The 25,363-nt window shown below is 39.3% G+C and carries 26 protein-coding genes and 1 riboswitch; of the genes, 5 read left to right on the top strand and 21 right to left on the bottom strand.

What is annotated here, in order from left to right; all coding sequences use genetic code 11:
• Positions 1 to 6 precede the first annotated feature (6 nt).
• Positions 7 to 1,986 carry an excinuclease ABC subunit UvrB gene (gene uvrB / locus DZB84_RS16440; RefSeq protein WP_116353362.1) on the bottom strand — a complete coding sequence of 660 codons (1,980 nt, stop codon included), beginning with the start codon at positions 1,984 to 1,986 and terminating at the stop codon, positions 7 to 9.
• Between the two features lie 193 nt (positions 1,987 to 2,179).
• Here uvrB and DZB84_RS16435 point away from each other — a divergent pair, with 193 nt between their 5' ends.
• Positions 2,180 to 2,896: a hypothetical protein gene (locus DZB84_RS16435; RefSeq protein ID WP_116353361.1), complete on the top strand. Its 717-nt coding sequence runs from the start codon at positions 2,180 to 2,182 to the stop codon at positions 2,894 to 2,896.
• Positions 2,897 to 3,060: 164 nt separating this feature from the next.
• Here the strand turns inward: DZB84_RS16435 and DZB84_RS16430 are convergent, their stop codons facing one another.
• From DZB84_RS16430 to DZB84_RS16355, 17 genes are all read right to left on the bottom strand, one after another.
• Positions 3,061 to 3,288, bottom strand: coding sequence for a CsbA family protein (locus tag DZB84_RS16430; RefSeq protein ID WP_189655277.1), 228 nt, complete (start codon positions 3,286 to 3,288; stop codon positions 3,061 to 3,063).
• A gap of 77 nt (positions 3,289 to 3,365) precedes the next feature.
• On the bottom strand, positions 3,366 to 4,316 hold the full coding sequence (locus tag DZB84_RS16425; RefSeq protein ID WP_116353360.1) for an ABC transporter substrate-binding protein: 951 nt from the start codon (positions 4,314 to 4,316) through the stop codon (positions 3,366 to 3,368).
• Complete coding sequence (locus DZB84_RS16420) at positions 4,313 to 5,101, bottom strand: ABC transporter ATP-binding protein (RefSeq protein WP_116353359.1); 789 nt, start codon at positions 5,099 to 5,101, stop codon at positions 4,313 to 4,315. The genes DZB84_RS16425 and DZB84_RS16420 overlap by 4 nt, the downstream gene beginning before the upstream one ends.
• 9 nt (positions 5,102 to 5,110) lie before the next feature.
• Positions 5,111 to 6,169, bottom strand: a complete 1,059-nt coding sequence (locus tag DZB84_RS16415) for a FecCD family ABC transporter permease (protein ID WP_116353358.1) — start codon at positions 6,167 to 6,169, stop codon at positions 5,111 to 5,113.
• A 56-nt stretch (positions 6,170 to 6,225) separates the two neighbouring features.
• Positions 6,226 to 7,809: a peptide chain release factor 3 gene (locus DZB84_RS16410; RefSeq protein ID WP_116353357.1), complete on the bottom strand. Its 1,584-nt coding sequence runs from the start codon at positions 7,807 to 7,809 to the stop codon at positions 6,226 to 6,228.
• Between the two features lie 399 nt (positions 7,810 to 8,208).
• A riboswitch (cyclic di-GMP riboswitch) is annotated at positions 8,209 to 8,293 on the bottom strand.
• Positions 8,294 to 8,306: 13 nt separating this feature from the next.
• Positions 8,307 to 8,876, bottom strand: coding sequence for a DNA-binding protein (locus tag DZB84_RS16405; RefSeq protein ID WP_116353356.1), 570 nt, complete (start codon positions 8,874 to 8,876; stop codon positions 8,307 to 8,309).
• A 133-nt stretch (positions 8,877 to 9,009) separates the two neighbouring features.
• Complete coding sequence (locus DZB84_RS16400; RefSeq protein ID WP_116353355.1) at positions 9,010 to 9,465, bottom strand: NUDIX hydrolase; 456 nt, start codon at positions 9,463 to 9,465, stop codon at positions 9,010 to 9,012.
• An 11-nt stretch (positions 9,466 to 9,476) separates the two neighbouring features.
• Positions 9,477 to 9,761, bottom strand: a complete 285-nt coding sequence (locus tag DZB84_RS16395; RefSeq protein WP_116353354.1) for a hypothetical protein — start codon at positions 9,759 to 9,761, stop codon at positions 9,477 to 9,479.
• A gap of 226 nt (positions 9,762 to 9,987) precedes the next feature.
• Complete coding sequence (locus DZB84_RS25330) at positions 9,988 to 10,461, bottom strand: peptidylprolyl isomerase (RefSeq protein WP_223254486.1); 474 nt, start codon at positions 10,459 to 10,461, stop codon at positions 9,988 to 9,990.
• A 60-nt stretch (positions 10,462 to 10,521) separates the two neighbouring features.
• A complete protein-coding gene (locus DZB84_RS25325; protein ID WP_223254477.1) occupies positions 10,522 to 10,860 on the bottom strand; it encodes a SurA N-terminal domain-containing protein in 339 nt (112 codons plus the stop codon).
• Between the two features lie 26 nt (positions 10,861 to 10,886).
• Positions 10,887 to 12,293 carry a S1C family serine protease gene (locus DZB84_RS16385; RefSeq protein ID WP_189655276.1) on the bottom strand — a complete coding sequence of 469 codons (1,407 nt, stop codon included), beginning with the start codon at positions 12,291 to 12,293 and terminating at the stop codon, positions 10,887 to 10,889.
• Between the two features lie 122 nt (positions 12,294 to 12,415).
• Entirely contained in the window at positions 12,416 to 13,819 is a 1,404-nt protein-coding gene (locus DZB84_RS16380) for a sensor histidine kinase (RefSeq protein ID WP_116353353.1), read from the bottom strand.
• The gene (locus DZB84_RS16375; protein ID WP_116353352.1) at positions 13,816 to 14,517 is read right to left on the bottom strand and encodes a response regulator transcription factor; all 702 of its coding nucleotides are present in this window, start codon (positions 14,515 to 14,517) and stop codon (positions 13,816 to 13,818) included. The genes DZB84_RS16380 and DZB84_RS16375 overlap by 4 nt, the downstream gene beginning before the upstream one ends.
• A gap of 73 nt (positions 14,518 to 14,590) precedes the next feature.
• Positions 14,591 to 15,874 (bottom strand): serine hydrolase domain-containing protein, encoded by a 1,284-nt coding sequence (locus DZB84_RS16370; RefSeq protein ID WP_116353351.1) that lies wholly within the window; start codon positions 15,872 to 15,874, stop codon positions 14,591 to 14,593.
• Positions 15,875 to 15,923: 49 nt separating this feature from the next.
• Positions 15,924 to 16,865: a cation diffusion facilitator family transporter gene (locus DZB84_RS16365; protein ID WP_116353350.1), complete on the bottom strand. Its 942-nt coding sequence runs from the start codon at positions 16,863 to 16,865 to the stop codon at positions 15,924 to 15,926.
• Between the two features lie 11 nt (positions 16,866 to 16,876).
• Entirely contained in the window at positions 16,877 to 17,185 is a 309-nt protein-coding gene (locus DZB84_RS16360; protein ID WP_116353349.1) for an ArsR/SmtB family transcription factor, read from the bottom strand.
• Between the two features lie 18 nt (positions 17,186 to 17,203).
• A complete protein-coding gene (locus tag DZB84_RS16355; RefSeq protein ID WP_116353348.1) occupies positions 17,204 to 18,250 on the bottom strand; it encodes a flavin-containing monooxygenase in 1,047 nt (348 codons plus the stop codon).
• 203 nt (positions 18,251 to 18,453) lie between these two features.
• Between DZB84_RS16355 and DZB84_RS16350 the strand changes: the two genes are divergently transcribed.
• Both DZB84_RS16350 and DZB84_RS16345 read left to right on the top strand, forming a co-directional pair.
• Positions 18,454 to 18,897, top strand: coding sequence for a hypothetical protein (locus DZB84_RS16350; protein ID WP_116353347.1), 444 nt, complete (start codon positions 18,454 to 18,456; stop codon positions 18,895 to 18,897).
• A gap of 2 nt (positions 18,898 to 18,899) precedes the next feature.
• Positions 18,900 to 21,386: a molybdopterin oxidoreductase family protein gene (locus tag DZB84_RS16345; RefSeq protein WP_116353346.1), complete on the top strand. Its 2,487-nt coding sequence runs from the start codon at positions 18,900 to 18,902 to the stop codon at positions 21,384 to 21,386.
• Positions 21,387 to 21,438: 52 nt separating this feature from the next.
• Here the strand turns inward: DZB84_RS16345 and DZB84_RS16340 are convergent, their stop codons facing one another.
• Positions 21,439 to 22,002, bottom strand: a complete 564-nt coding sequence (locus tag DZB84_RS16340) for a GNAT family N-acetyltransferase (RefSeq protein WP_116353345.1) — start codon at positions 22,000 to 22,002, stop codon at positions 21,439 to 21,441.
• Between the two features lie 223 nt (positions 22,003 to 22,225).
• Complete coding sequence (locus DZB84_RS16335) at positions 22,226 to 23,323, bottom strand: FAD-dependent monooxygenase (protein ID WP_116353344.1); 1,098 nt, start codon at positions 23,321 to 23,323, stop codon at positions 22,226 to 22,228.
• A 178-nt stretch (positions 23,324 to 23,501) separates the two neighbouring features.
• On the opposite strand from DZB84_RS16335, the gene DZB84_RS16330 reads away from it, so the two are divergent.
• Both DZB84_RS16330 and DZB84_RS16325 read left to right on the top strand, forming a co-directional pair.
• Positions 23,502 to 24,254, top strand: a complete 753-nt coding sequence (locus tag DZB84_RS16330; RefSeq protein ID WP_116353343.1) for a hypothetical protein — start codon at positions 23,502 to 23,504, stop codon at positions 24,252 to 24,254.
• 114 nt (positions 24,255 to 24,368) lie between these two features.
• A complete protein-coding gene (locus DZB84_RS16325; protein ID WP_116353342.1) occupies positions 24,369 to 24,821 on the top strand; it encodes a CBS domain-containing protein in 453 nt (150 codons plus the stop codon).
• A 74-nt stretch (positions 24,822 to 24,895) separates the two neighbouring features.
• Here the strand turns inward: DZB84_RS16325 and DZB84_RS16320 are convergent, their stop codons facing one another.
• Complete coding sequence (locus DZB84_RS16320; RefSeq protein WP_116353341.1) at positions 24,896 to 25,339, bottom strand: universal stress protein; 444 nt, start codon at positions 25,337 to 25,339, stop codon at positions 24,896 to 24,898.
• Positions 25,340 to 25,363 lie beyond the last annotated feature (24 nt).

Here is a 25,363-nt window from a genome sequence, read left to right as displayed (position 1 = left end):
TGTCTGTCATCCTTCCGCTTTTAACTCCAAAATTAAATCACGTAATTCAGCTGCTCGTTCGAAATTAAGTGCTTTTGCGGCTTCCTTCATTTCTTTTTCCATGTCAGCTATCACTTTATCGCGTTCTTTTTTCGATAGTCCTGTTAGTTTAGGTGCTGCTTCGTAATTTTCCGTTTCCTCTGCTGCCACCGTTGCTCGTATGACATCTCGAATTTCTTTTTGGATGGTCTGTGGTGTAATTCCATGTTTTTTGTTGTATTCCTCTTGAATCTCACGACGTCGCTTTGTTTCATTAATCGCAATTTCCATTGAATTCGTGATTTTATCTGCATACATAATGACTCTTCCGTTTGCATTTCTGGCTGCCCGACCAATGGTCTGAATAAGCGAACGTTCTGAACGGAGGAACCCTTCCTTATCGGCATCAAGGATGGCAACAAGTGAAACCTCTGGGATATCTAATCCTTCACGAAGTAAGTTAATTCCTACAAGAACATCATATTTCCCCATACGTAGATCACGGATAATTTCAATCCGCTCAAGCGTTTTAATTTCTGAGTGCAAATAGTTTACCTTGATTCCAATATCCTTTAAGTAATCCGTTAAATCCTCAGACATTTTTTTCGTTAAAGTTGTCACAAGGACACGCTCATTTTTATTTACGCGAACTTGAATTTCACCTAATAGGTCATCAATTTGACCTTGAATTGGCCGTACATCAATGATAGGGTCAAGCAATCCAGTTGGACGAATGATTTGTTCAACCATTTCATCGGTGTGTTCAATTTCATAAGGTCCAGGTGTTGCTGAGACATTGATGATTTGATTGACATGTTTTTCGAATTCCTCAAAACGTAATGGACGGTTATCCAATGCCGATGGAAGTCGGAATCCGTGATCCACCAATACTTGTTTTCTCGCTTGGTCACCATTGAACATTCCTCGAATCTGAGGCAATGTAACATGCGACTCATCTACGACAATTAGCAAATCTTCTGGAAAATAATCCAATAATGTATAGGGTGTTGAACCAGGTGGTCGTAATGTTAGATGACGTGAATAGTTTTCGATTCCTGAACAAAAGCCCATTTCACGCATCATTTCCAGGTCATAATTGGTTCGTTGCTCAAGTCGTTGCGCCTGAAGAAGCTGACCATTTTCACGAAGCTCAGCTAACCGTTCCTCAAGCTCCGCTTCAATATTTTTAATCGCGATTTGCATTTTTTCTTCACGGGTTACGAAGTGGGATGCCGGGAAAATGGCGACATGTTCACGTTCGCCAAGAATTTCACCCGTTAAAGCATCAACCTCGCGGATCCGATCAATTTCATCACCAAAAAACTCCACGCGAATACAGTGCTCATCACGTGAGGCTGGGAATATTTCGACTACATCTCCTCTTACACGGAAAGTTCCGCGACGGAAGTCAATATCATTTCGTTCATACTGAACATCCACCAGTTTATGCAAAAGTTCATTACGCTCGATTTCCATCCCAGTACGTAGGGACACAACGAGTTCCCGATACTCCTCTGGAGAACCTAAACCATAGATGCATGATACACTAGCAATGATGATGACATCACGTCGTTCAAAAAGGGAAGATGTTGCAGAGTGACGCAACTTATCGATTTCATCATTCACGCTTGAATCTTTTTCGATATATGTATCAGATGAGGGAACATACGCCTCGGGCTGGAAGTAATCATAATAGCTGACAAAATATTCAACAGCATTATTAGGAAAGAATTCTTTAAACTCACTGTAAAGCTGTCCAGCTAATGTTTTATTATGGGCAATAATCAGGGTTGGTCGGTTTACTTCTTTAATTACATTTGAAATCGTAAATGTTTTCCCTGTTCCAGTTGCACCTAACAAAGTCTGATACTTTTTCCCCGCTTTGATCCCTTCCACTAGCTCTTCAATTGCTTTTGGTTGGTCACCTTGTGGGGAATATTTAGATACTAATTCAAATTGATCTTTCACATGCAATCCTCCAATCCTTTTTTTCTGAACTGTTTTATGTGTTTTTTCACTGACTTTTTCTAGATAGAAACATTGTACCACAAACCAACCTAAAACAAACAAAAATACGAACTGATATTCGATTTTTTATTTGAAATATCTGTTGTAAAACATGTTATAATTTGGAAAAAGCCATGTAATGGTGAGGTGTTTTATGAAAAAAGGATGTGGAGTCCTTCTTCTGGTTTTCGTATTGGGCTTTTTAGTTTCATGCAATAACAATGTCGGATCAGGTTGCCCCAATGGAGAAGTAATTGAGTGGGTTGATGCTTTGATGATTAACGATGTAAAGTACCAACATCATTTTCCAGATTCTACGGATGAACAAAGCTTACTTTCAATTGAAAAGGGAGAAGAACTAGGAAAAGTGACCTTCATGATGAATGAGCACGCATGCAGTGATCACAAGATGGAGAATGGAGATGCCGCTTATTTGCCCAAAGGAACTTCGATTTATGAGGTAAAAGGATACCCGTCCACTTTCATCGTAGTGGCCGATGATAAAGTATATGTTGTTGATGAAAATAAGAAAGCAAAAACAGCCGGTGAGCTTTATCCACTTGATGGGTTGGCAAAACATATTCACATTGAAAGTACCGAGGATGGTAGTCGTCTACATACATTTTCAGACAAATCAAAGGAACAATTTATCCAGGCATGGTATCGGATTGGACTAGATGACCCGTATGGTCTACACTTAACTGGAAAATTTGAAGGTGAACGTGTTTTTTTAGAAATCGAGCTAAATAACGGGGTTAGCTTTCGGCAGCTTTATTGGATGGATTCAAACACCTTTCATAATGGGGCAATCGGTGATGATGAAATTAAAAAAGTGATCGTTTCAGAGTTGGAGAAGATGGAGGAGAATTGAAGGACTTTGCGACACAACATTAAGGGAAAACGGTCCTTCATTTCCTCAATGAAGGACTGTCCGAAGCAACATCATTGGCAATCAATCCTTTATAAGCTTGATGAAGGACGTTTCGCTTCATCTGCATAGCAAAGAGTCCTTAACAAAAACTCCGACATACCCTTTTATTTTTTTGCCCTTTTCCCCATGTTCCTAGCATACAGAAATCCCGCTCCGAGCGAGATGAAATCCGCAATGATGATATAAATGGAATCTGCATATCCTTTATATATGGATGCAGCAATTAGAGCAACCGCTAGTAAAAAGCCTACATAATAATTATAGGTCACCCTTGTAAAGAAAACGACGAGTACACCCGGAAGGATGAGCGCCAGCAAAAGTTTCAATAGCATCAAATTCGTGTCCTTTCAACAATTTCATAAATTTACTATACCAAAACAACGAAAGTAAAACACATAATTTACCCTTGCTATTCAAACACCTCTGGATAAAACCCTTCCGCTAAACTTTCCACCGCATATGCCATACGATTTCCAGGTAATACGCTCTCTAATGAAATAACAAGAAAGTTTTCGTTTTTGACACTTTCTAACTGTGAAAGGGCAGGGTCATTTTTGATGTCCTTTATTTTTTGCTCGATTGAAGGTGCGTCATAATCGTGTATCAAAATCACATCAGGCTTTCTAGCAAGAACCTCCTCATAGCTGACAGTGGCCCATTGCTTGTCCGTAATATCTTCAAAAACATTCCGTCCCCCAGCAAGCTCAATCAACAATGTTTCAAAGTTTGTCCCGCCTGCTGTAAAAACACCATTTCCACCACTATCATAAACGAGTACATCGACTGGTTCCTGGCCGACCAATTTCTCCTGCACGTCCGCAATTCTTTCCTTCTGCTCAGCAACAAATGCTTCCGCTCGCTCCTCAATTTTAAAAATTTTACCGAGATCAAGGATTTCTTGATAGATTTCTTCCATTGTAGTTGCCTTGTTCATATACACCTTGACACCATAGCTTTCAAGCTCATCGACATCCAGACCTTCACTGCCGAATTCCCAGTCGATACCATAAATAAAATCCGCTCCACTTGTTAGTACAGCTTCTCTTGTAGCAGAACCATATGTAAGCTCAGGGATTTTATCATATTCCTTCGCATATTCTGGAAGAGCACCACGGCTATGATTATCTAAGCTATTCCCTACAACATAATCAGATAGTCCTAACGCAATAAATAATTCTGTTGCATTCGGCCCCAATGTTAACACCTTAGAAGGCTTTTCAGTCATTTCTACTTCTCTACCATAATTATCAATAATAAGAGAGTCCTCAGATTGTTTTGCAGCCGTATCCTCTTTTTGCCCGCCACATCCTGCTAACATCAACACGAGCATCCCTGTTATAACAAATACTAGTTTTTTCATTTATTTTCTCCTTCTAGTAAACTTTGCGGTAAAAAGGTAATTGACACCTTATTAGTAACTGGGTGAACCGTTACATCTGCCCGAACACCGTAAATCTTGTAAATCGATTCTGAAGTTAACACCTCTTCGGTTGTACCTGCCAACAACATTCGTCCATCCTTGACGGCATATAGTCGGTCACAATAAAGAGCGGCTAGATTTAAATCATGGATGGCTGATAAAACGGTAACCCCCAGCACCTTAATCAAGTCAAAAATTTGTAGCTGATGCTGGATATCGAGGTGGTTTGTCGGCTCATCTAAAAGCAGCAAATCGGTTTGCTGTGCTAACATTCTTCCAAGCAGTACACGTTGCCTTTCTCCGCCTGACAGATCGCTAAAATTCCGTTTATTCATATCGGACATACCAATTTGCTTAATCGCTTCCGCAACAATCTCTTGATCTTGCAGACTGTCACCTTCAAAAAAGCCTTTATAGGGGCTTCTACCCATGGCAACGATCTCTTCCACTTTAAAATCAAACGGAACTTCATTTACCTGCCCGACTACCCCCATCTTTTTCGCAGCCGTCTTTGGATTCATTTTATTTATATTCTTCCCGTCCAAAAATAAAACCCCGGAATCTGGTTTTAATGCACGGTAGATATTTTTTAAAAGGGTTGATTTTCCGCTTCCGTTGGGTCCTATTATTCCAACAAACTCGCCTTCTGAGACATGTAGATTCATATCTTCAATAATTTGTTTCTCATCCAATGAAAAATATAAATTCTCTACCTGTAGCTTCAATTCTTCACCTCATTTCTTCTTTGATTTTAATAACCAAATAAAAAAGGGTCCTCCGACTAATGCGGTTAAAATTCCAATTGGTAATTCCTCCGGCGCAATCACCATGCGGGCAGCAACATCAGTCCAAATCACAAAAATCCCTCCGAGCAAAGCACTTACAGGAAGGACGCGCTTATGGTCGGATCCAACGAGCAACCTTGCAATATGTGGAACCATTAACCCAATAAACCCAATTGAACCACTCACTGCAATTGTAACCCCAGCTAAAAGAGAAGCGACGAGAATTAGCATTTTATGCAATCTTGCCACATTAAAGCCTAATGTACCAGCTGTATCATCTCCAAAAAGCAAGGCATTTAATGCCCGGTATTGGCTCATCAAAACGACCATACAAATAACAGCCACAATCAGTGGTAGCGTTAAATATCCCCATTTCGCCCCAGCTAAACTACCCGACATCCAAAAAGTAGCATTATGTAATCCCAAAGCATTTGGTGCACTAAGCGTAATAAATCTAGTCAAAGCATCCGTCATGAGGGCAATTGCTACACCCGATAGTAAAAGATGAGTGACATTAATTCGACCGTTCACTCTTGAGAGTAAATAAACTACTATAATCGTCACAGCAGCACCAATAAACGCGCTGATCGATAGTGAGTATGTCCCAAAAATTGAAAAGGCACCAAATAGCATCCCTAATGTTGCCGTTGCAGATGCACCTGATGAGACCCCAAGTATGAAAGGATCAGCCAAATGGTTACGAACCAATGCCTGCATGACAACTCCTGTTATCGCTAATGAGGCACCGACAATCATTCCTAATAAAACCCTTGGCAATCGCAAACCCCAGACGATATTATACTCAACCTGTGTCCAGCTAGATTCAATCGTGAGAAAAGGAAGTTTTGCTAGAAGAATCTTAATAACTATATATGGATTAACAGAAACAGGTCCAATTCCAATCGCCAAGAGAATGGAAACAATGCTAACAACAAGTAGCAGCACTGTAATAACTTTTATATTCGGATGGTCCTGATTGAAGATTTTTCGAAACAAATTTCTGCTCATAGCTAATCCTTTCTATCATAAACTAAACGCCCAGAAAAGTTTCTGGGCGATTTAATTTAAACACCTTTATAGTCATTACTTTCATATAAGTCAATGAGCTCGATGTCCTTGTTTTTATCCTGGAAATAGCGATACGTAAAGTCATTTTCAAATAAAACGACATAGCGTTCATTCCGGTCACGAACAAGTAAACTTCTTGAATCGAACAGACGTGTATCGACATTCTTGTTTGCAATCCATCTTGGGATCCGGTTCCCAAGGGAAGTGAATTCAACTGAAACATTGTATTCTGCCTCTAGTCGATATTCAAACACATCATATTGAAGCTGACCAACCGCACCAAGGATGAAATCATCATTTGTTTCTTGTCTGAATAATTGAATCGCACCTTCTTGAACGAGCTGCTCAATTCCTTTTCTAAACTGCTTCGCCTTCATGACGTTCTTTACGCGGACCTTACGATACATTTCTGGTGGGAACACAGGTAACTCTTGATAATGCATATCTTCTTTACCAGCAGTTAATGTATCACCGATTTGATATACGTTCGGGTCATAAATTCCAATAATATCCCCAGGATATGCCTCATCAACAGTTTCACGGCTTGCCGCCATAAATTGTTGGGTCTGATTCAACTTGATGGATTTACCGGTACGAGTGATGTTAACGCTCATGCCGCGTTCAAACTTTCCAGAGCAGACACGTAGGAACGCAATTCGATCCCGGTGCTTCGTATTCATGTTTGCTTGGATTTTAAAAATATACCCTGAGAACGTTTCGTCCTCTGGAGGAACTAAGCCAAGATTTGTTTTACGAGGCTTCGGTGCTGATGCGAATCGTAAAAATGTATTAAAAAATGTTTCCACACCAAAATTTGCGAGTGCACTACCAAAGAATACAGGAGTAAGCTCTCCGTTAACGACACGCTCCACATCAAAATTGTTTCCAGCTTCATCTAATAAGAGTAACTCATCTTGTGTACTGTCATAAACCGGTGTATCAGTAATGGCTGGATACTTGCCGTCCTCTAGCTCCTCTAAAGGAATAATTTTTTCATCTTCGTTCCCAGTAAAATGAACGAAGCGATTGTTATAGCGGTCGACAATCCCCAAAAATCGTTTTCCCATACCAACTGGCCAGTTCATTGGATAGGACTCAATCCCAAGCACCTCTTCAATTTCCGCTAAAAGATCAAGAGGATCCTTACCTTCACGGTCAAGCTTATTAATGAATGTAAAAATCGGAATTCCTCTCATTCGACAAACTTTGAAAAGCTTAATCGTTTGTGGCTCAACGCCCTTTGTGGAGTCAATGATCATCACAACACTGTCAACAGCCGTTAATGTCCGATACGTGTCCTCACTGAAATCCTCGTGTCCTGGTGTATCTAAAATATTGACGTAAAAGTCTTCATAAGGAAAACTCATCACACTTGATGTAACCGAGATTCCACGTTGCTTTTCGATTTCCATCCAGTCCGATGCAGCGAACTTTCCGGATTTTTTTCCTTTTACTGTTCCCGCTTCACGAATCACGTTACCAAACAAAAGCAATTTTTCAGTCATCGTCGTTTTCCCAGCGTCCGGGTGTGAGATGATGGCAAATGTTCTTCGTTTTTGAACTTCATCTATATAACTCATGTAAATTATCCTTCCGTTATTCCAGTTTCTATCTAAAAAAATATATCATATTAAAAAAAGAACTACAACGTGAATTGATTCCAATTTTGACGAGGAATATCAAAAAAAGAGGCTATTCTGTGATACACATCACAGCCTACTATACAGGTTCACACTATACTAAAAGTAGAAATAGAAAAAATACTGTAATGAGGTGAAGGTTACATGTTTGTAGCATATTTTCTTACTTTAGGTATTATTCTTACTTGTGTCGGTTTTGCAGTACAAATTATGAATGGCGTTAAAGAGTTAGATAGAAAGTCACTCGACCAATAAGCTAGCAAAAAGAAAACGGGAGAGGCTAGTTACCAACTAGTCTCTCCCACTTTTTCGTCATCAAATAAAGGTACCCTTCCATTCTATAGCAACCCGGCCGCCGTAGAGAATTCTCCTTAGGCCCGTGGCTTTGCGTCATTGTTTTTCAACAATTTTGCCTTTTGTATAGTTTGGTATTCTGCTTATCTAATGGCGTTACGCATACGCTGATATTTACGTTGAATGCTAATTGGGCTACGGTTTAATCTTTTCCCAATGTCTGAAAATGGCTTACCCATTGCGACAAGCTCAATCATGGAATGAATTTCAACGGTAGTCCATGACCTATAATTAACTCTCTTCTGCTTGCAACGTTCCCCGTCAACCCAGCTAGGTTCAGGTACGATTGCATTTTTTTCAATTTTGGAGAAGTCAATTCGGTCCTTATTGTTCTTTGCCCAATCCCAAAAATCTTCAGGTTTAATAAAGTAAAATTTCCGTGTATTTCGTGTTGCCTTTTTTGTGTACTTTAATCCATGGTTGTCAATCCAAAGCTTTACAGACTTTGGGTCAATTTTTAATAGAGTTGCCAATTCATGCATCGTTAACTGACCGGTGAAGGACTTCGTATTGGAAATCCCTAATCTCTTAATCTTTAATTCAACGGCCGTTTCCGTTCTATGTAGGTGACTTGCAATCGTAGAGATTTTCATTCGACCTACATTATCCTTGAGAAACTCTATTTCCTCATACGTCCATGTTCTTTTCTTCAAATCAAAATTCCCCTTTTCATTCTTAATCGCACTAAGAATGAAAGGCCTTTTGATGACATACCACTATCATATCATACTATTGGACTAAAAAAACATTGGTAATTTTATTTTTTTGAAGATTGTCAAGTGCTTTTTATACTTTTCTAGTTTGCAGGTATGTGTGAAGTAAATTGGGAATAAGCGGATTAATGTTTTCCGGAAGTGAATAGAGACTAAAGAACTGTACATCCAACCCTTCTTCACGATTCACTTCAAGCTGTCCCCCAACAATCTCTCTTGTGATATAAGCGATGGTAATAGGATAAAATTCATCTCCATTTGGAAGTTTGACAAAGTGGTCTTTTCCGGAAAACACGCCAACTAGATTCATTTTTCCGATTTGCAGTCCTGTTTCTTCTAGTACTTCTCTCCTACCCGCATCTTCTGTAGATTCTCCTAATTCTAAAAATCCTCCAGGAACACCCCAAACACCCTCTCTTCGTTGCTGAAGCAAGATTTCACCTTTTTCATTAATTACTCCAACTGCCGTACCAACTAAATTAAGCGGTCTGTGGCCAACAACTTTTCTTAACTCTTCGATATAGCCCATGACAAGTCCTCCTATCTTTTAATCTCTGAAAAGAGATATATGATAAGCCCAAATAGTGCTACTCCAATTGATAGATTCCCATAAAGGTCCATTTGTTTTGGATTAATGAAAAAAATATCTAAGTATTGAACAGGATCGTCGCCTGAAAAACTGTCGACGTTGTATAAGGCTAATGCATTTAAAGTCCCCAGAAGCATCAGTGACACACCCACTTGTTTGGCATAATTCTTAACTTTGTTTTTTACGATACCAATCACAATAAATAGGATAAAAAGACATAGAACTATAAATTTCATAATTCACCCCTTTTATCAACATTTGTTATTTATGGAAATAATACCACACTTAACCATTTGGTGAATAAAATTGCTCTTTATTAAAATACTGTCAGTAACAAATGCATGCTGTCGTTTCCCGGGAAATGTTGTCGCCAATAGAAAAATTTGTCGGAGGTATTTCCTAAAAGAACCAATTAAACATTAAAAGACCCAAACCATATTTAGGTTTGGGTCTTAAAACATATTATGATAGACTTCGCTCAATCTTGTATTCCTCTGTTTTTTCAGTCAACCAAGCACTGTATTCTTCTGAGATTTTTTGATCAAACAGGACTTTGTAAATGGAGTCTTTGTTTTCTTCAAAGGTAGCTTCTTTCGCTTCTTTTTTATCGGTCACTTTGATGATATGGTATCCGTATTCTGTTTTTACTGGGTCACTAATTTCATCGATCCCCAACGAGAATGCAGCATTTTCAAAATCAGCAACCATTTCACCTTTTCCGAAATAGCCAAGCTCTCCACCAGCCCCTGCATTAGCCGTATCCTTTGAATACTCTTTCGCTAATTCAGCAAAATCTGCACCATCTGCAAGCTTTGTAGCAACTTCATTTGCAGTGCCTTCATCATCAACTAAGATATGACTTGCTTGAACCTGCTCAGGCTGAGCAAAGGAATCCTTGTTTTCTTCAAAATAAGTTTTTACCTCGTCATCAGTAATCTCAATTCTTGGTTCGAGTAGTTTTTTCGTTTGGATAAACTGTTTGATATCGTCCTCGACCTATTTACGGGTTACTCCACTCGCTTCAATGGCACTCGTAAAGGTTTCCTCTCCTCCATAGGAGTCAATTAATGCCTGTAACTCCTCATCTAACTCTTTATCAGAGACCGTTATGTTTTCTTTCTCTGCTTCTAGTTCAATTATTTTATTTGTGATCAATGTTTCTAAAACCTGTGAACCGTGAAATTTTTCTAATGATGTATGCAGTTCATTGCGCTCAATTTCTACGCCATTTACACTTGCAACTACATCCTTTTTTACATATGTGAATCCAATGATCGCTATGAGTGCAATACATAGTATTGACCCAACGACCCAGGCAAGTTTTGTTTTCCCCATTTTTTATTTCCCTTCACCGCTATGCGTTATTCAATTCCAGTATTATTACTTGTTAAGGTTAGTTTTGCTGTTTCAAGTTTACCGCCGCGGTAAAAGCTTAATTCAATTTCATCACCAATTTTAACTTTTGAATATAAGTATTTTCGAAGTTCCATTGAACTCTTAACCTCAGTATCATTGATTTTCACAATCACGTCGGTCATTTTTAACCCAGCCTTCTCAGCAGCAGAGTTCTGTGCAACACTTGTTACGATAACTCCTTCCTTTATATCTTCAGGTAGGTCGGCATAGTACATTCTTGGTATTTCCGCGAGATCCGCCAATCCAATACCGATAAATGGACGCTCAATTTTACCACTTTCAATTAAACTGTTAATAATCGGTACGACATCATTACTAGGGATGGCAAATCCTAATCCTTCCACACCACTATTCGCAATCTTTAAGCTGTTAATTCCAATAACTTGCCCTTGTGTATTTAAAAGTGCACCACCACTGTTACCAGGGTTAATCGCAGCATCTGTCTGAATAACGTTTAATTCCCAGCTACCTGCAGAGGTATCAACTGAAATGCTACGGTCCTTCGCACTTACAATCCCTGAAGTAACCGTTCTTGACAAATCAAGTCCAAGTGGGTTTCCAATTGCAAATACTTGGTCACCAGGGCGTAGAGATTCAGAATCACCAAATTGTAGAACCGCCTCTACATTCTTAGAATCTATTTCTAAAACAGCTAAATCGGTTAATGGATCTGTTCCAATCAACTTAGCCATTGTTTTTTCACCATTATAAAGGGAGATTTCCACTTCATTTGCATTTTCGATAACGTGGTTATTCGTCACAATATAGGCTTTATCGCCATCCTTTTGGAAAATAACTCCGGAACCTGTTCCACTTGGAACACTTTGTGAGTTACTTCTGCCAAACGGGTTTTGTTGAGCTTGCATGCTTGTAATTCCAACGATCCCTTTTGATGCATCCTCAACCATATCCGCAACAGATGACGTTGAATCATTGACTGCCGTTGGTTGAATTTTTACAGGTCCAGAAGCTTCTATTACTTCAGATTGTGGCTCGGTCGCAGAATCACCTGAATTGAAATACCCTTGTAACCCGTCAATATGTGGTGCGACACCCAGCGTTAATGCCGAACCAAGGACACCAGCAGATACCATGGATAGAAAGCCTTTCATTTTTCCATTTGACTTTTTTTCTTTTGGCTTTGATGAGCGAAGTGTTGTTTCTTCAGTAACCGCCGATTGTTGAACCGTTTCTGCTTCGACCGGAACAGAAGACTCTTGCTCTGCTACAGGATCTACTTTCATCTCTGGTTGTTCAGATTGATTCTCTTCCATACGATTTTCACTATTCTCTAAGTTGTTTGGTTGATCTTCTGTATGATTAAATTCATCAAAACGTTTATCGTTTTCCATTATGAATTCCTCCTTAACTAACTCCATGTATTTATCATAGACAAAAATTATGAACAAAATATTAACAAACCTTGAAAAGACATGGAAAAAATTGAAGAAAATCCATCAAAAAAATGATGGATTTACTCTGATGGTATTCGAATGACAAACTTAGTTCCTTTTCCTATTTCACTAGACACTTCAATTTTCCCATTATGAAGTTGGACGAGCTGTTTCACAATCGAAAGTCCTAGACCGAATTGACCGAATGGCGTTCCGGTTCGTGAAACATCAGCTTTGTAAAAACGATGCCAGATGTTCTCGATTTCTGACGAATCAATTCCCACTCCAGTATCATCGATTTCGATGACCGTTTCGTGCTCTCCTGCTCTTCCTCGAATCCAAATAGTGCCGTTTTCTGTAAACTGAATACTGTTTTTTATAATATTAATTAAAATCTGAATCAAGCGATCGTAATCGGCTGTTATCATCAAACCTTCAGGAACCTCAACGATAATTTGATCATTTTTCTCATCTGCCTGTGGCTCAAGTGTATCTTTTACAACTTCTAGCACTTCGACTAATTCAATCGTTTCCTTGTGAAGCGTTACTTGATTGGAGCGAATTTTTTCATAGTCCAAGTTTTCATTCACCAGACGGATAAGGCGCTTTGTTTCCTGACTTACTAATTGAACTCCCTTTTCCTTTTCTTCTTCAGGAATCAGATCGTTTTTTAATCCTTCAATTACACCACTAATCGTTGTGAGAGGTGTCCTCATTTCATGAGAGACATCGGCCATGAATTTCCGTCTCCTGCTCTCAAGGCTTTCGATTTCCTCCATCGATTTCTGCAAACGTTGCGCCATTTTGTTAAAATCCTTTGATAGCTCACCTATTTCATCAAAATCAGATGAAGGCAATTCCACTGAATAATCACCATCCGAAATCATCGAGGTTGCTTTCCTTAAGCGTTTGATGCGCTTTACATGAATCGTCGACAAAAGCCAACTCATTAAAATAGCAACTGCTAGTGCCAAAAACATCGTGTAAAACAAATATTGGTTAATATCATGAATCATTTCTTGTGTTCCACTGATGGGTGACGCTAGAAGGACACCACCGACAAAGGTTTGACCAACCATATATGGCATGACAATAAACGTTACTTCCTGCTCAAAACGCTTATAATCCTGTTTGACGGATACGATATGCCCGCTTCGGACCTTGTCCCATTCCTTCTTTTTCAACTCGACTTGTGGTACAAATCCACCGACAGTACTTAGGCTTACACCATTTTCATCAAACACCGTAAATAATATATTTCTCTCACCTAACATGTTTGAATATTGACGAATTAATCCGTCGACATTCGAGGTACGACTAATATCGGTAATGATATTCTCCCCATATGTCGTCAATTCTTGAACTTTTTCTTCAAAGACAAGATTCCCAACGTAATGTGCGAACACAATACTTAAAATAACAAATGCAACCACAATCACGCTTATGTGACTTACAAGCTGCTGAAACATATACCGAAATTTCATTTTTCTCCCTCAATGGACTCATCGAATTTGTAGCCTACACCCCAAACGGTATGGAAAAAGGGTTGGTTGGCTGTACCTAGTTTTTTACGGAGCCGCTTTATATGTACATCAACCGTGCGCTCATCTCCATAAAATTGATAACCCCATACACGATCCAATAACTGTTCCCTTGAAAACACCTGCTTCGGATGCTGTGCAAAATAATATAATAAATCAAATTCCTTAGGGGTTAAATTCGTGATTGGCGTCCCATTAAGAATGACTTCTCTTGTATTCTTGTTGATTTGAAAATGTTCGGTTCGAAGTGTTCCTGTTTCCATTTCTTCTGATGGCTTACTATTGTAGCGTCTTGTGACCGCCTTAATCCGTGCCATCAAGGCAAGTGGGCTAAATGGCTTTGTGACGTAATCATCCGCCCCCATCTCAAGTCCCAATACTTGATCAGATTCACTGTCCTTCGCTGTGAGCATGATAATCGGAATGGAGATTTTCTCCTCACGAATTTTTCGGCAGATGGTTACCCCATCCATGCCTGGCAGCATCCAGTCTACAATGAGTAAATCCCAGTTTTCCTCTTTAAAGCGGTTATAGCCCTTTAGGCCATCATGGACAAACTCTCCTTCAATGCCTTCCTTTGAAAAAAACATTTCAATCATGGAACAAACACTTTCATTATCTTCTATTACGAGAACTCTCATGTTTCCAACTCCTAATATAGAACCATTGATACTTCCATTTTACTATAGAAAATCACATTTAAAAAAGTCATGCTCATTTTTTTACAAACGCTTGTTCACGCCCATAACTGTCTATATAATGCAAACTTATACCGTCATCGCCCAATTCAAATGTTAATGTTTCATATAAAAATTCAGCCTGAAAACTAATTCGGTCATGTTCTACTTTTACAAGATTAATAGGATACGTATACGGAACCCCATATTTTTTAGGAACCGTTAAAAGTAAAGAGTTTCCATTGTTTTGTTGAATCGTTAGCATTGTATGTTTATTTTCATACTCGCCTATTAGCGGCTTACTGTCGATCTCCTGTTTTAGTTTCGGAAGGATTTCAATGGGTTCTACCTCCTTGCCAAATACCATTTTTGAAAGATCCTGACTTATTTTTTCGACTGGTGTCATATTTAGATTTGATAATACGATGATGGTTACATCTTTTTCTACGTACAAATAAAAATCACTTACAAAGCCGTTAATATCCCCGGAATGACATGCTACCTTTTCAGGTTCCTCTAGTATAAACCAACCATAACCATATCCATCAAGGTTAGGTGTAAACATTTGGTCGACGAGTTCCTTGTTTAAAAAGTTTCCATTCCGCAATGCCTGTCCCCATTTGAATAAATCCTCAACTGTAGAATATAAACCGTATGCTCCGAGAGGAAATGACATGTCTATAAATTCTGTATGTATGATCGTTTGATTAAGCGTGTGACCTGTTGCCAAATGTGGAATAATCGTTCTCCCGTCATCTACACCTGTATCCATCATGCCAATAGGCTGAAATATCGTTTCAGCTAAAAAATCCGAATAGGATTTTCCCGAAATCCTTTCAATAAGTGCCGTTAGTACTAGATATCCGGTATTACAATATTCCATTTTCTCCCCCGGCCCGAACTCATGTGGTACACCTTTGATGGAGTCTAACACTTGTTCAAGTGTGGAAGGAAGCCTCATTGACTTAGTCCAATAGTCGGGTGATGAAGTAAAATCAGGGATTCCTGAGGTATGGGATAATAATTGGTGAACCGTTATTTGATTACCAAACTCCATATCCGGAAAAAATTGATCAATTGTATCGGTTACTGTTAGTTGCCCATTTTCTACAAGCTTTAAAATAGCCGCTGCCGTGAATGCCTTCGAAAGCGAACCGATTCTATATTTTGTTTTTGAGGCTGTGGGCACCTTATATTGAAAACTTGCAGATCCATAACCCTCGGATAGCAAGATTTCACCTTTTTTCGCCACAAGGACAGCCCCATTAAAATAGCATTGATCTGCTAGAGATTTCATATAGGTATGCAGATTCTGACCCATAAATTCCTCCTATGTATGAAGGGGCTAAACAAGCGTAGCCCCGTAAGTGTTAAACCTTCATTTCTACATGCTCAATTGCTGACTTTTCGATCTGAATCGTGGTGTGTTCAATATTGAATTTATCACGTATTTTATCAATTGCTTGTTGTAAAATGTCCTGACTATCATGGTCATCCTTGATTAAAATATGACAAGTGAGTGAATCCATGCCAGATGTAATTGTCCAAATATGGAGGTCATGTACATCAATCACTCCGTCAATTTCCTCGAGTGTTGCTTTGACTTCTTTTTGGTCAATCGTAATCGGTGTGCCTTCCATAAGGATATGAATGGAAGTGGTTAAAACACCCCAGGCACTTTTTAAAATAAGGAGAGCTACTACAACTGATATGATGGGGTCCGCAATATACCATTCAAAGAGTAGCATCAGCACGCCGGCGATAATTGCCCCAACCGATCCTAGAGCATCTCCTAAAACATGTAAGTACGCGCTGCGTAGGTTGACGTTATTTTTCACATCGCCTTTACTTATCAATGACCAAGCACTCAGTAAATTGGCTAATAGGCCAATTCCAGCAATAATCATCATGGTCCCGCTTGCAACTGTGGGTGGATCAAAAAAGCGCTGAAATGCTTCATATACGATAAAGCCTGCAATGACAAACAACGTAACTGCATTAAAAAGCGCCGCCAATATTTCAAATCGGTAAAATCCGTAGGTTTTTTTCGGTGAGGCAGGTCTAGTTGCAAACCAAAACGCTACTAAACTTAAAAATAGAGAACTTGCGTCACTTAGCATATGACCTGAGTCAGATAATAGGGCTAAACTATTTGTAAATAATCCTCCGAAAAATTCGAGCAGCATAATACCCGTAGTAATAATCAACGCAATGAGTAAACCTTTTTTATTTCCTTCTCTCACATCATCAAAATGATGGTGATGATGGTGACCATGATGGTCGTGTCCGTGATGATGGTGGTGATGTCCCATCATTCTCCCTCCTATTCGTGTTCAATATGATGAATAACCTGGTGTAGCAAGGTAATGACATGTTCATCATCATATGTATAAAGGAATGTGTTACCTTCGCGTCGGTATGTCACCAAGCGTAGATTTCGTAGCAGGCTAAGCTGATGGGATACAGCTGATTGTGACATTTCGAGAACCTCTGCGATATGGTTGACTGAGCATTCCTCTTGAGATAATAAGTACAGAATCTTGATTCGTGTTGGATCCGCGAGTGCTTTAAAAATCCGTGATGCTTCGTCAATTGTTGTTTGCGATAAAAAAGAATGATCCTTTTGTTCCACTTTTTACAACCTTCTTTCTTAAATATGCTTGGCATCCCGGATATGCTGCACGATATATTCTGCATCATCTGCAACTCCTTGCAGCAAGGCTGAGCCTCTTCGGGATTGCCAAGGTAGACCTAAAAAATAAAGACCCTCTATATTCGTGATACCCCTTTTATGTAGAGGTTGACCATTTTGTTTTAATGCTTCTGGGATTTGGAGCCATTGATAATTTGCACTAAATCCTGTTGCCCATACAACATTAGCGACCTTTAAATCGCTGTTATCTTGGAAAACGAATGTATCTTCTTTTACGTCCGTCGTTCTTGGCTTCATGATGATCTTTTGAGATTGTATAGCCTTTCGTAATTCAAATCCAAAAATCGGGTCCGGGCGATTTTTTATTATTTGTCCTAATTTCGATGTTACATTTGCTTTGAGTATACCAAATTTATCAAACCACCAAAAAATGCTCCTGCCAGCTAGGTCCTGAGGGATAAAAGTAAGTTTTTGACTAACCGATAGGTACACATCCCGCTCCTTCGCTAGCTCAACTGCAATTTGCGCCCCAGAATTCCCTCCACCCACTACTAATACAGGTCCATTTTGGAGTTGGTATGGATTTTTATATTGCGAGGAATGAACCTGAAACACTGTATCCGGTATGGAAGCTGCAAAACTTGGAAGGAGAGGTTCCTGAAACGGACCTGTTGCGACTACCACATTTTTAGTATGAATCACGCTGTTTGTCGTTTCGATTACAAAACCAGTATCTGCCCTCGTTACTTTAGTTATCGTTGTATCTAGCTGGATGGGTAAAGAATGGTGGGACGCGTATTGTGTTAAATAATCGGCAACCTCGTCCTTTGTTGGATAACCATGTCTTGGGCCTTGCATCTGAAAGTAGGGAAGTTCACTATAAGTTCTTGGTGTAAAAAGAGTCAGCGAATCATACCGGTTTCGCCACACTTCACCGATTTCCTTTGCCTTATCTAAAAGGAGAAAAGATTGATTTGTCTTTTTTAAATAAAAGCCCATGGCTAAACCCGCTTGACCAGCCCCGATAACCACGACATCATACATACTAATCCACACTCCCAAATAAAGTATATGAGCATATGTTCATATACAATATTACAATGCCATATAAAGGGTGTCAATTAGAATTGGAAATTTTTCGTGGGTAAGGATAGTTACATAGTCCCGGGTAGATATAATGTATCTAACCAGCACATAAATCCAGCCCTTCCTGCATAGATTGACATGAATAGAAAGGAGAGGATGATGTGCATTCAGAGCTTTATAACCACTTTTATAAGAGCTATCAGCTAATTCAGGAATTGCTTAAGGATTTTCCCGTTAATCAAAACCCTCTCGAAATGATTCTAGCCCCTTTATTCCATGAGCAACAGGTAAAGCTTTGGGAAGCAATGTACCTCTTACAACAATCTTCTCTTCAAAAAATGGATTTTCGTGAAGTGATTTCTATTTTATATAGAAGCAATGAAACGTTTGATCCCACCTATCGGGCATGGATACGGGCTTCAAGGTGGATGAACACTGCACCAGCTGATGTCTTAAACAAGAAAGAAATACTAGCTAAAAGCCTGCATGACCAATTAGAAAAGGCTGTTCCGACGATTCAAAAAATCTACGGTAAGTTAGAATCACGTTATATAATTCCACCATTATACAGATCAGAGCCTATAACCGTTTCAAAGGGGGAATGATGATGGCAGGGTTCGAAAGTCGAACCGATATGAATGTGTACACACAAGGTGAAGTTGAAAAATGGGTATATAGTACATGCAATATTTGTTCGATTGGCTGCGGATGCTATATCGCAACAAAAGACAATAAAATTGTTGGAATCAAGGGAAATTCAGATCATCCTGTCAACCGCGGAAGACTTGACCCGAAAGGGGAAAATCAGTGGTATGCAAACAATAGCCCTGATCGAATATTATCTCCTCTCATTCGCAATAAGTCTGGCAAGCTCGTGACTTCTTCTTGGGATGAAGCTATGGGTCTCTTCGTTGAAAAAGCAAAAGAAACATTGCGAACGATTGGCCCTAATGGAGTCGCTATATATTCGACTGGACAATCCACTCTTGAAACCTATTATACAATTGCAAAAATCGGACGTGCCGGTTTACGTTCACATTTGCTTGATGCAAACACCCGTCTTTGCACCGCAACCATCGAATGGTGCTTAATTGAATCGTTTGGCTCTGACGGTGTCCCCACTTCATACGATGACCTCGATCTAGCGGATACAGTGTTCATGCTTGGGCATAATCCTGCTGAAACTGGGACTGTTTTTTTCGAAAGAATCATAGCACGAAAAAATAGAACGGGAAATCCTTATATAATTGTAGCTGACCCACGAAAAACGCTAACCGCCAAAGAAGCAGATTTATTCCTTCATATAACCCCAGGAACCAACCTTGCCCTTATGCATGGCATTCTTCATTTGATTATAAAAAATGGACATGTGGATCAGTCCTTTATTTCTAAACATACCATTGGATACGAAAAATTAAGGAAAGCTGTTGAACCTTGGACTCCTGAAATAACATCGCAAATTACCGGAATCCCTGTTGAAAAAATAAAACTGGCAGCTAGTCATCTTGGTAAAACGACGACACTCGTATCCACGACCCTTCAAGGTGCTTTTCAAAGTGCTGATGCAACAAGCGCATGTGTTGCGGTTAATAACCTCCATCTCATTCGGGGCCTGATTGGAAAACCTGGATGTGGACCACTTCATATGGCAGGTCAGCCAAGTTCGTCAGCTAATCGAACCGTTGGCGGAGTGGGAACATACCCCGGCCAGCGGAATCCTAGTAACCCAAAACATATCGATGAAATGGCACGACTGTGGAATGTAGACCCGTCAATGCTTGAAATTGGTCCCGAAAAGGGGATTGAAGAAATTGTTAATTTAATGGAACAAAGAAAAATTGGTTTATTTTGGAATATTTTCACGAATCCAATGGTTTCCTTACCTAATCGGAATCAAGCCCGAAAAGCATTTGAAAACACATTTGTTGTTGTCCAGGACCCCTTTTTAACTGAAACAACAGAGGTTGCAGACATCGTCCTACCTCCTGCCATGTGGGGAGAAATCGAAGGAACAATGGAGAACGCAGACCGACGAATAAATCTGTTGAGAAAAGCCGTCGATCCACCGAATGGGGTTCGCTCTGATTTTGAGATCTTGCTTGATTTTTCGAAACGAATGGGATTTACAGACAAGGATGGAAACCCATTGATTACCTATACAACCCCAGAGGAATGCTTTGAAGAATGGAAAAAGGTTTCAAAAGGTCGGCCACCTGACATGACAGGAATAACCTATGAGAAACTTGAAAAATATAATGGCTTGCGCTGGCCTGTCAATGAAGAGAATCCAATAGGAACACCACGACTATATTCGGATTTCACTTTTCATACCGCAAGTGATTACACACAGTCCTACGGGAAAGATTTATTTACCGGGCGCCCGAGAACGAAAAGAGAATATGAGGATCTGAATCCAAATGGAAGAGCGATATTGTATCCAACTTACTATGTACCACCCGTGGAAGTTCCACGCGCTGAATATCCATTTTGGTTAACGACTGGTAGGCTTGTTTGGCACTGGCATACCCGAACAAAAACAGCCCGTTCCCCCTATCTACAGATGATCGCGCCACAGGGTTATGTAGAAATCAATATGGTGGATGCCAAAAAGCTAGGGCTTCTTCCTGGAGAAATGGTGAAAATTGTCTCACCTCGTGGTTCCATTCAGGTTCCAACCCGAATTGTAGATACAGTCCAGCCAGGCTTAGTATTCGTTCCCTTTCATTATGGAACCTGGGAGAATAACCAAGCTGCCAACGAATTAACCGCTGATTATACCGACCCTTTGTCAAGGCAACCCACATTTAAACAATCCTCCTGTCGGATTGAAAAACTACGAAAAACAGTAACCATAACGGACCAGATATCTTTACCGGAAATCGCATCTAAAAATGGCTATACCCTTGAACAATTGGCAAGGGCCAATAAAATGATGCCACCCTATCGCGCTGATATTGGGGATCAAATTGAGGTTCCGTTATCCATGAATAATGTGGATATTCCGCCCTATATGCCATACCGAAACATCGAGAAGCTTCCACATTTTAAGCAAGCTGACCTAAAAGTAACAAGAATGGACCTGGAAAGGGAGTAATCAAATAGCATCTAAAAAACCTGCATTTCGCCTGAAATGCAGGTCTAACATATTATTTCATTTGTTCCCATTCTTCCCTAAGTAACCCCATTCGAATCGAATCATAGTAGACGCCATTATAATAGCGGCATTTTCTCATCCGTGCTTCGAGTGTCATTCCTAGCTTTTGGCCAACCTTGATCATCCGATGATTTCCAGACCATGTCGTGTACCCAACCCTTTCGATGTATGGGATTGTTTCAAATAAATAATCAATCCATAACTTTATTGTCTCCGTTCCGTATCCATTGCCCCAATATTCAGGAAGATAGATGACAATTCCCATTTCAAGCCATCTGGTTGCCTCACTTTCCCAGTAAAAAATGACCGTCCCAATGATTTGACCATCCGCTTCAATAATCATTTGATCTAGTGGATGGTGTTGCATGGTGAGTTGGTGTTCGACTTTTTTTAAATACGTTTCTTTATCAATGAACTTATGGCTAAAATAGGGCGCATCCCACTTTTTCCATTCTGGATTAAGGTCACCATAGCGCATCTCCCAAAGCGTTGGTAAATCTTCTTTTTCTACTTGACGTAAGGTTACTTTTTCTCCCTTTATTTTGACTAGATTCATTGTATTTGTGTTCCCCCTGTTTTAATGATAGCTATAGTTTTAATTCGGTAGAAACAGGAAAATTCCTTTCTTTTCTTTAACGTCCACTTGTTAAAACGCACTTTCTTGTTTTTAATTCTGAAATACTGTTTTTAATCTCAAAATACTGTTCTTAATTTCTAAATACTATTTTTAGCCATTTTGCATCACGCAAAAAAAGCATGCAGCGCTAATCTGCATACTTTTAATGACCAACCACTTCTAAAAAATTGGTTTGGAATGACTCTTCTTTTTGGAATTGCATTTCTTGTTGTTGTTCAATTTCATCTCGTCTTGCGATCTCGAATTCTTTTAATCGTGATTCGCTAAAGTCTCCATCGAGTAAGGCTTGCTCGAGAATAGGTGCCAAAACGTGTGCATCTTTAATCGCACAGTTAATTCCGATCGCAGCCGTTGGCGTCATCGTGTGAGCGGCATCTCCTAGGATGACAAGACCATTTTTCACCCACGTGTCTGCTGTTGAACTGAACACTTTTAAACAAACAAAATTTTTCCAGGATTGGATATGCTCACGAACGATTGGTTCTAATTCTGGAAAACTTATTAAAAGTGGTTCCAAGAATGGTTCTAGCGGTTGCTTCCGTAAAGTATTAAAGGTGCCTTCTTCAATGTTCCAGCCGATTTGAATCATTCCACCTGTTTGCGTGAACAATGCAAGTTGATGACCATTGACAAGAACCATTTTGGTTGACGGCTCCCAACCAGCAGGTGCAGGAATTTTAGCCCATAGCACATCATAACCATGTGTTTCTTCCGATGCTGCAATACCCGCAAGTCTTCGAACAGTTGAATATCGGCCATCCGTGCCTACCACGATTGAACTTGAGATATTGATTTCTTGTCCATTCTGTTTTGCTTTCACACCTGTATAGTTTCCTTTTTCGTCCTGAACTAACTCCGTGACACTGGTATTTAAAAGCAATTGATAATTTGGAAACCGCGTTGCTTCTTTAGAAACTGCAGTTAAAAAATGTGGCTGCGGAATATGAATACCAACGTGATCCTCGACTGTTGGAGTGATTGATTTTACAATATTTCTTCCATAATAATATTCAACTTTTTTCATTTTTAATAATCCAAGTGCCTCTATTTTATCGAAAAGATGATGTTCTGTTAAAATGGCTTCCGTTTCTGCGTTAATGTGCTCACCTCTAAATTCACGTTCGTTTCCTGAAGTGCGCTCAACAACGATTGTAGATATTCCTTTCTCAGCTAAAAGATAGCCAAGCAAAGCACCTGCCGGACCTCCACCCACAATACAAACATCTGTCTGTAGATTCATGTTTTCACCTTCTATAGTAATCGTAAGATGCAAAAAAGTTTTCTAATAAGAAACAAAGTTTACCTTAACAATAATTAAATGATATCAACCACGTATTAATAGGTCAACTAATTTTCATTTCCAATCTTGGTTGAAATAAAATAGAAGGAACAATAAATTTTTAGAAGGAGTGAGTTAAATGAAGCAAATTCTCGTTGCTTTTGCTTTAGCCATTATCTTAGCAGGATGTCAAAGCCAACAAACTGCACCAGTGCAACATACAGATGACGTTGACAATAAACCACCACAACAAGCGGCAGATGAAGAAAATGCTGAGCCTTTTGAAGTTGATACAACATCATATCAGAACGGAAAGTTAACGATTCACTATCCACAGTTAGTAAACATGCAAAATGAAGAATTGGAACAACGCATCAATAACCGTATTAAAGAGGATGCCATTCTTTTTCTGAACCAATATCAGGATGGGGATGCTCCACTCAAAATGGATTACGAGGTCATACTTCCAGAATCGGATACTTTCAGTGTTCAATATACTGGTAATTATAACGGTGGTATGTATCCGACCCATCTTCTGTTCACCACCAATATTGATTTCAAAAAAGGAGAGAAAATTAGATTACCTGATCTATTTGTAATTGATGAACCTTTTATTGAAACATTAAAAAAGGCAAAATATATCGATTGGGAGAATCCACCTGATCCAAATAAGGAAAAACAAGATGCTATCATTGAATATTTGAACACGTTTAATAACCAAGATCTTATTAAGGCTTTTCATAAGGCTGATCACCCAGACCCAAATGAAAATCCTTATGGAATCTTTTCTTACTTTCTTAATCATACAGTCGTCATAAGCATTCAAGTTCCACATGCGCTTGGAGACCATGCGGAGTTTGAAGTGAACACGAGAGACTGGGTAAGAAAATAGATAAAACCTTTTACAAATTTGTCAAATTCCTAAATGACAAGCTGATTAAAAATTGTGCTAGAATATTAATACACCCAAATGTATACGGTTACAAAATAAAGGGAGCGATTGACAATGAAGGTAAGAGATTTCATGATTACAAATGTATTTACCGTAAAGCCTTCCAATACTATCAAAGAATTGTTACTTATTCTTAAAACAAATCGAATTGGCGGTGTGCCAGTTGTTGATGACAAAGGACATTTAGTCGGAATCGTAACAGATGGGGATGTACTACGCTATCTGACTCCAAAACCTATTGGGATTGCTGGAATTGTTTATTTAATAGAGGATGGGGAATTGGAAGATGTTGTACGGGAAAAGCTAGATACACCTGTAAAAGAAATAATGACCAAGAGAAATCTTCTCTTCGTATCACCTGACGATGATTTTGAAAGTACCATGCGTTTATTATCCAAGCATCGTTTCAAAAAATTGCCCGTAGTCAATGGGGCTGGTCGGGTTATAGGTGTAATAAGTAGAGGTGACATTATCAATAATATCACGAATAATATTCTTATATCTTAAAAAGGAAACCATTCGAAAACAGCTTTACGAATGGTTTCTTGAATAAAAAGAGTAAATTATCCTTTCATTTGCTCCTACAGTTGCTCTGGTTTTCGTGTTACTAAAACATCACATTTTGCCGAACGTACGATAGCTCCAGATACGGACCCGGTAATGAAACGTTCAACGGCATTCATCCCTGTAGCACCACAAATAATCAAATCCGCATCGATAAAGTCTGCAACTTCATTTGTAATCATTGTTTTTGGGGAGCCATATTCGATGACTGCCTTCACATCTGAGAGGCATTTTGTTAGCGCTTCTGCCTTATAATCATTAACTAACTCATCCGCTAGCTGCTGGGCACGATCAAGCATTGAACGATCAAAACCTTTGTATGAATGAGTATTGATTACATTTACAATGGTTAGTTTTGAACCCTTATTACTTTTTGCAAGATCGATTGATTTGTGGAATGCGTATTCTGCTTCTTTGGAACCGTCTACAGCTACTAGAATATTTTTATACTGATTTCCCATTTGCCATTATCTCCTTCTGAACTT

Source organism: Bacillus sp. HNG (genome assembly GCF_003400205.1).
GTDB lineage: Bacteria > Bacillota > Bacilli > Bacillales > Bacillaceae_L > Ferdinandcohnia.
This window is presented reverse-complemented; position numbering and strand designations above follow the sequence as displayed.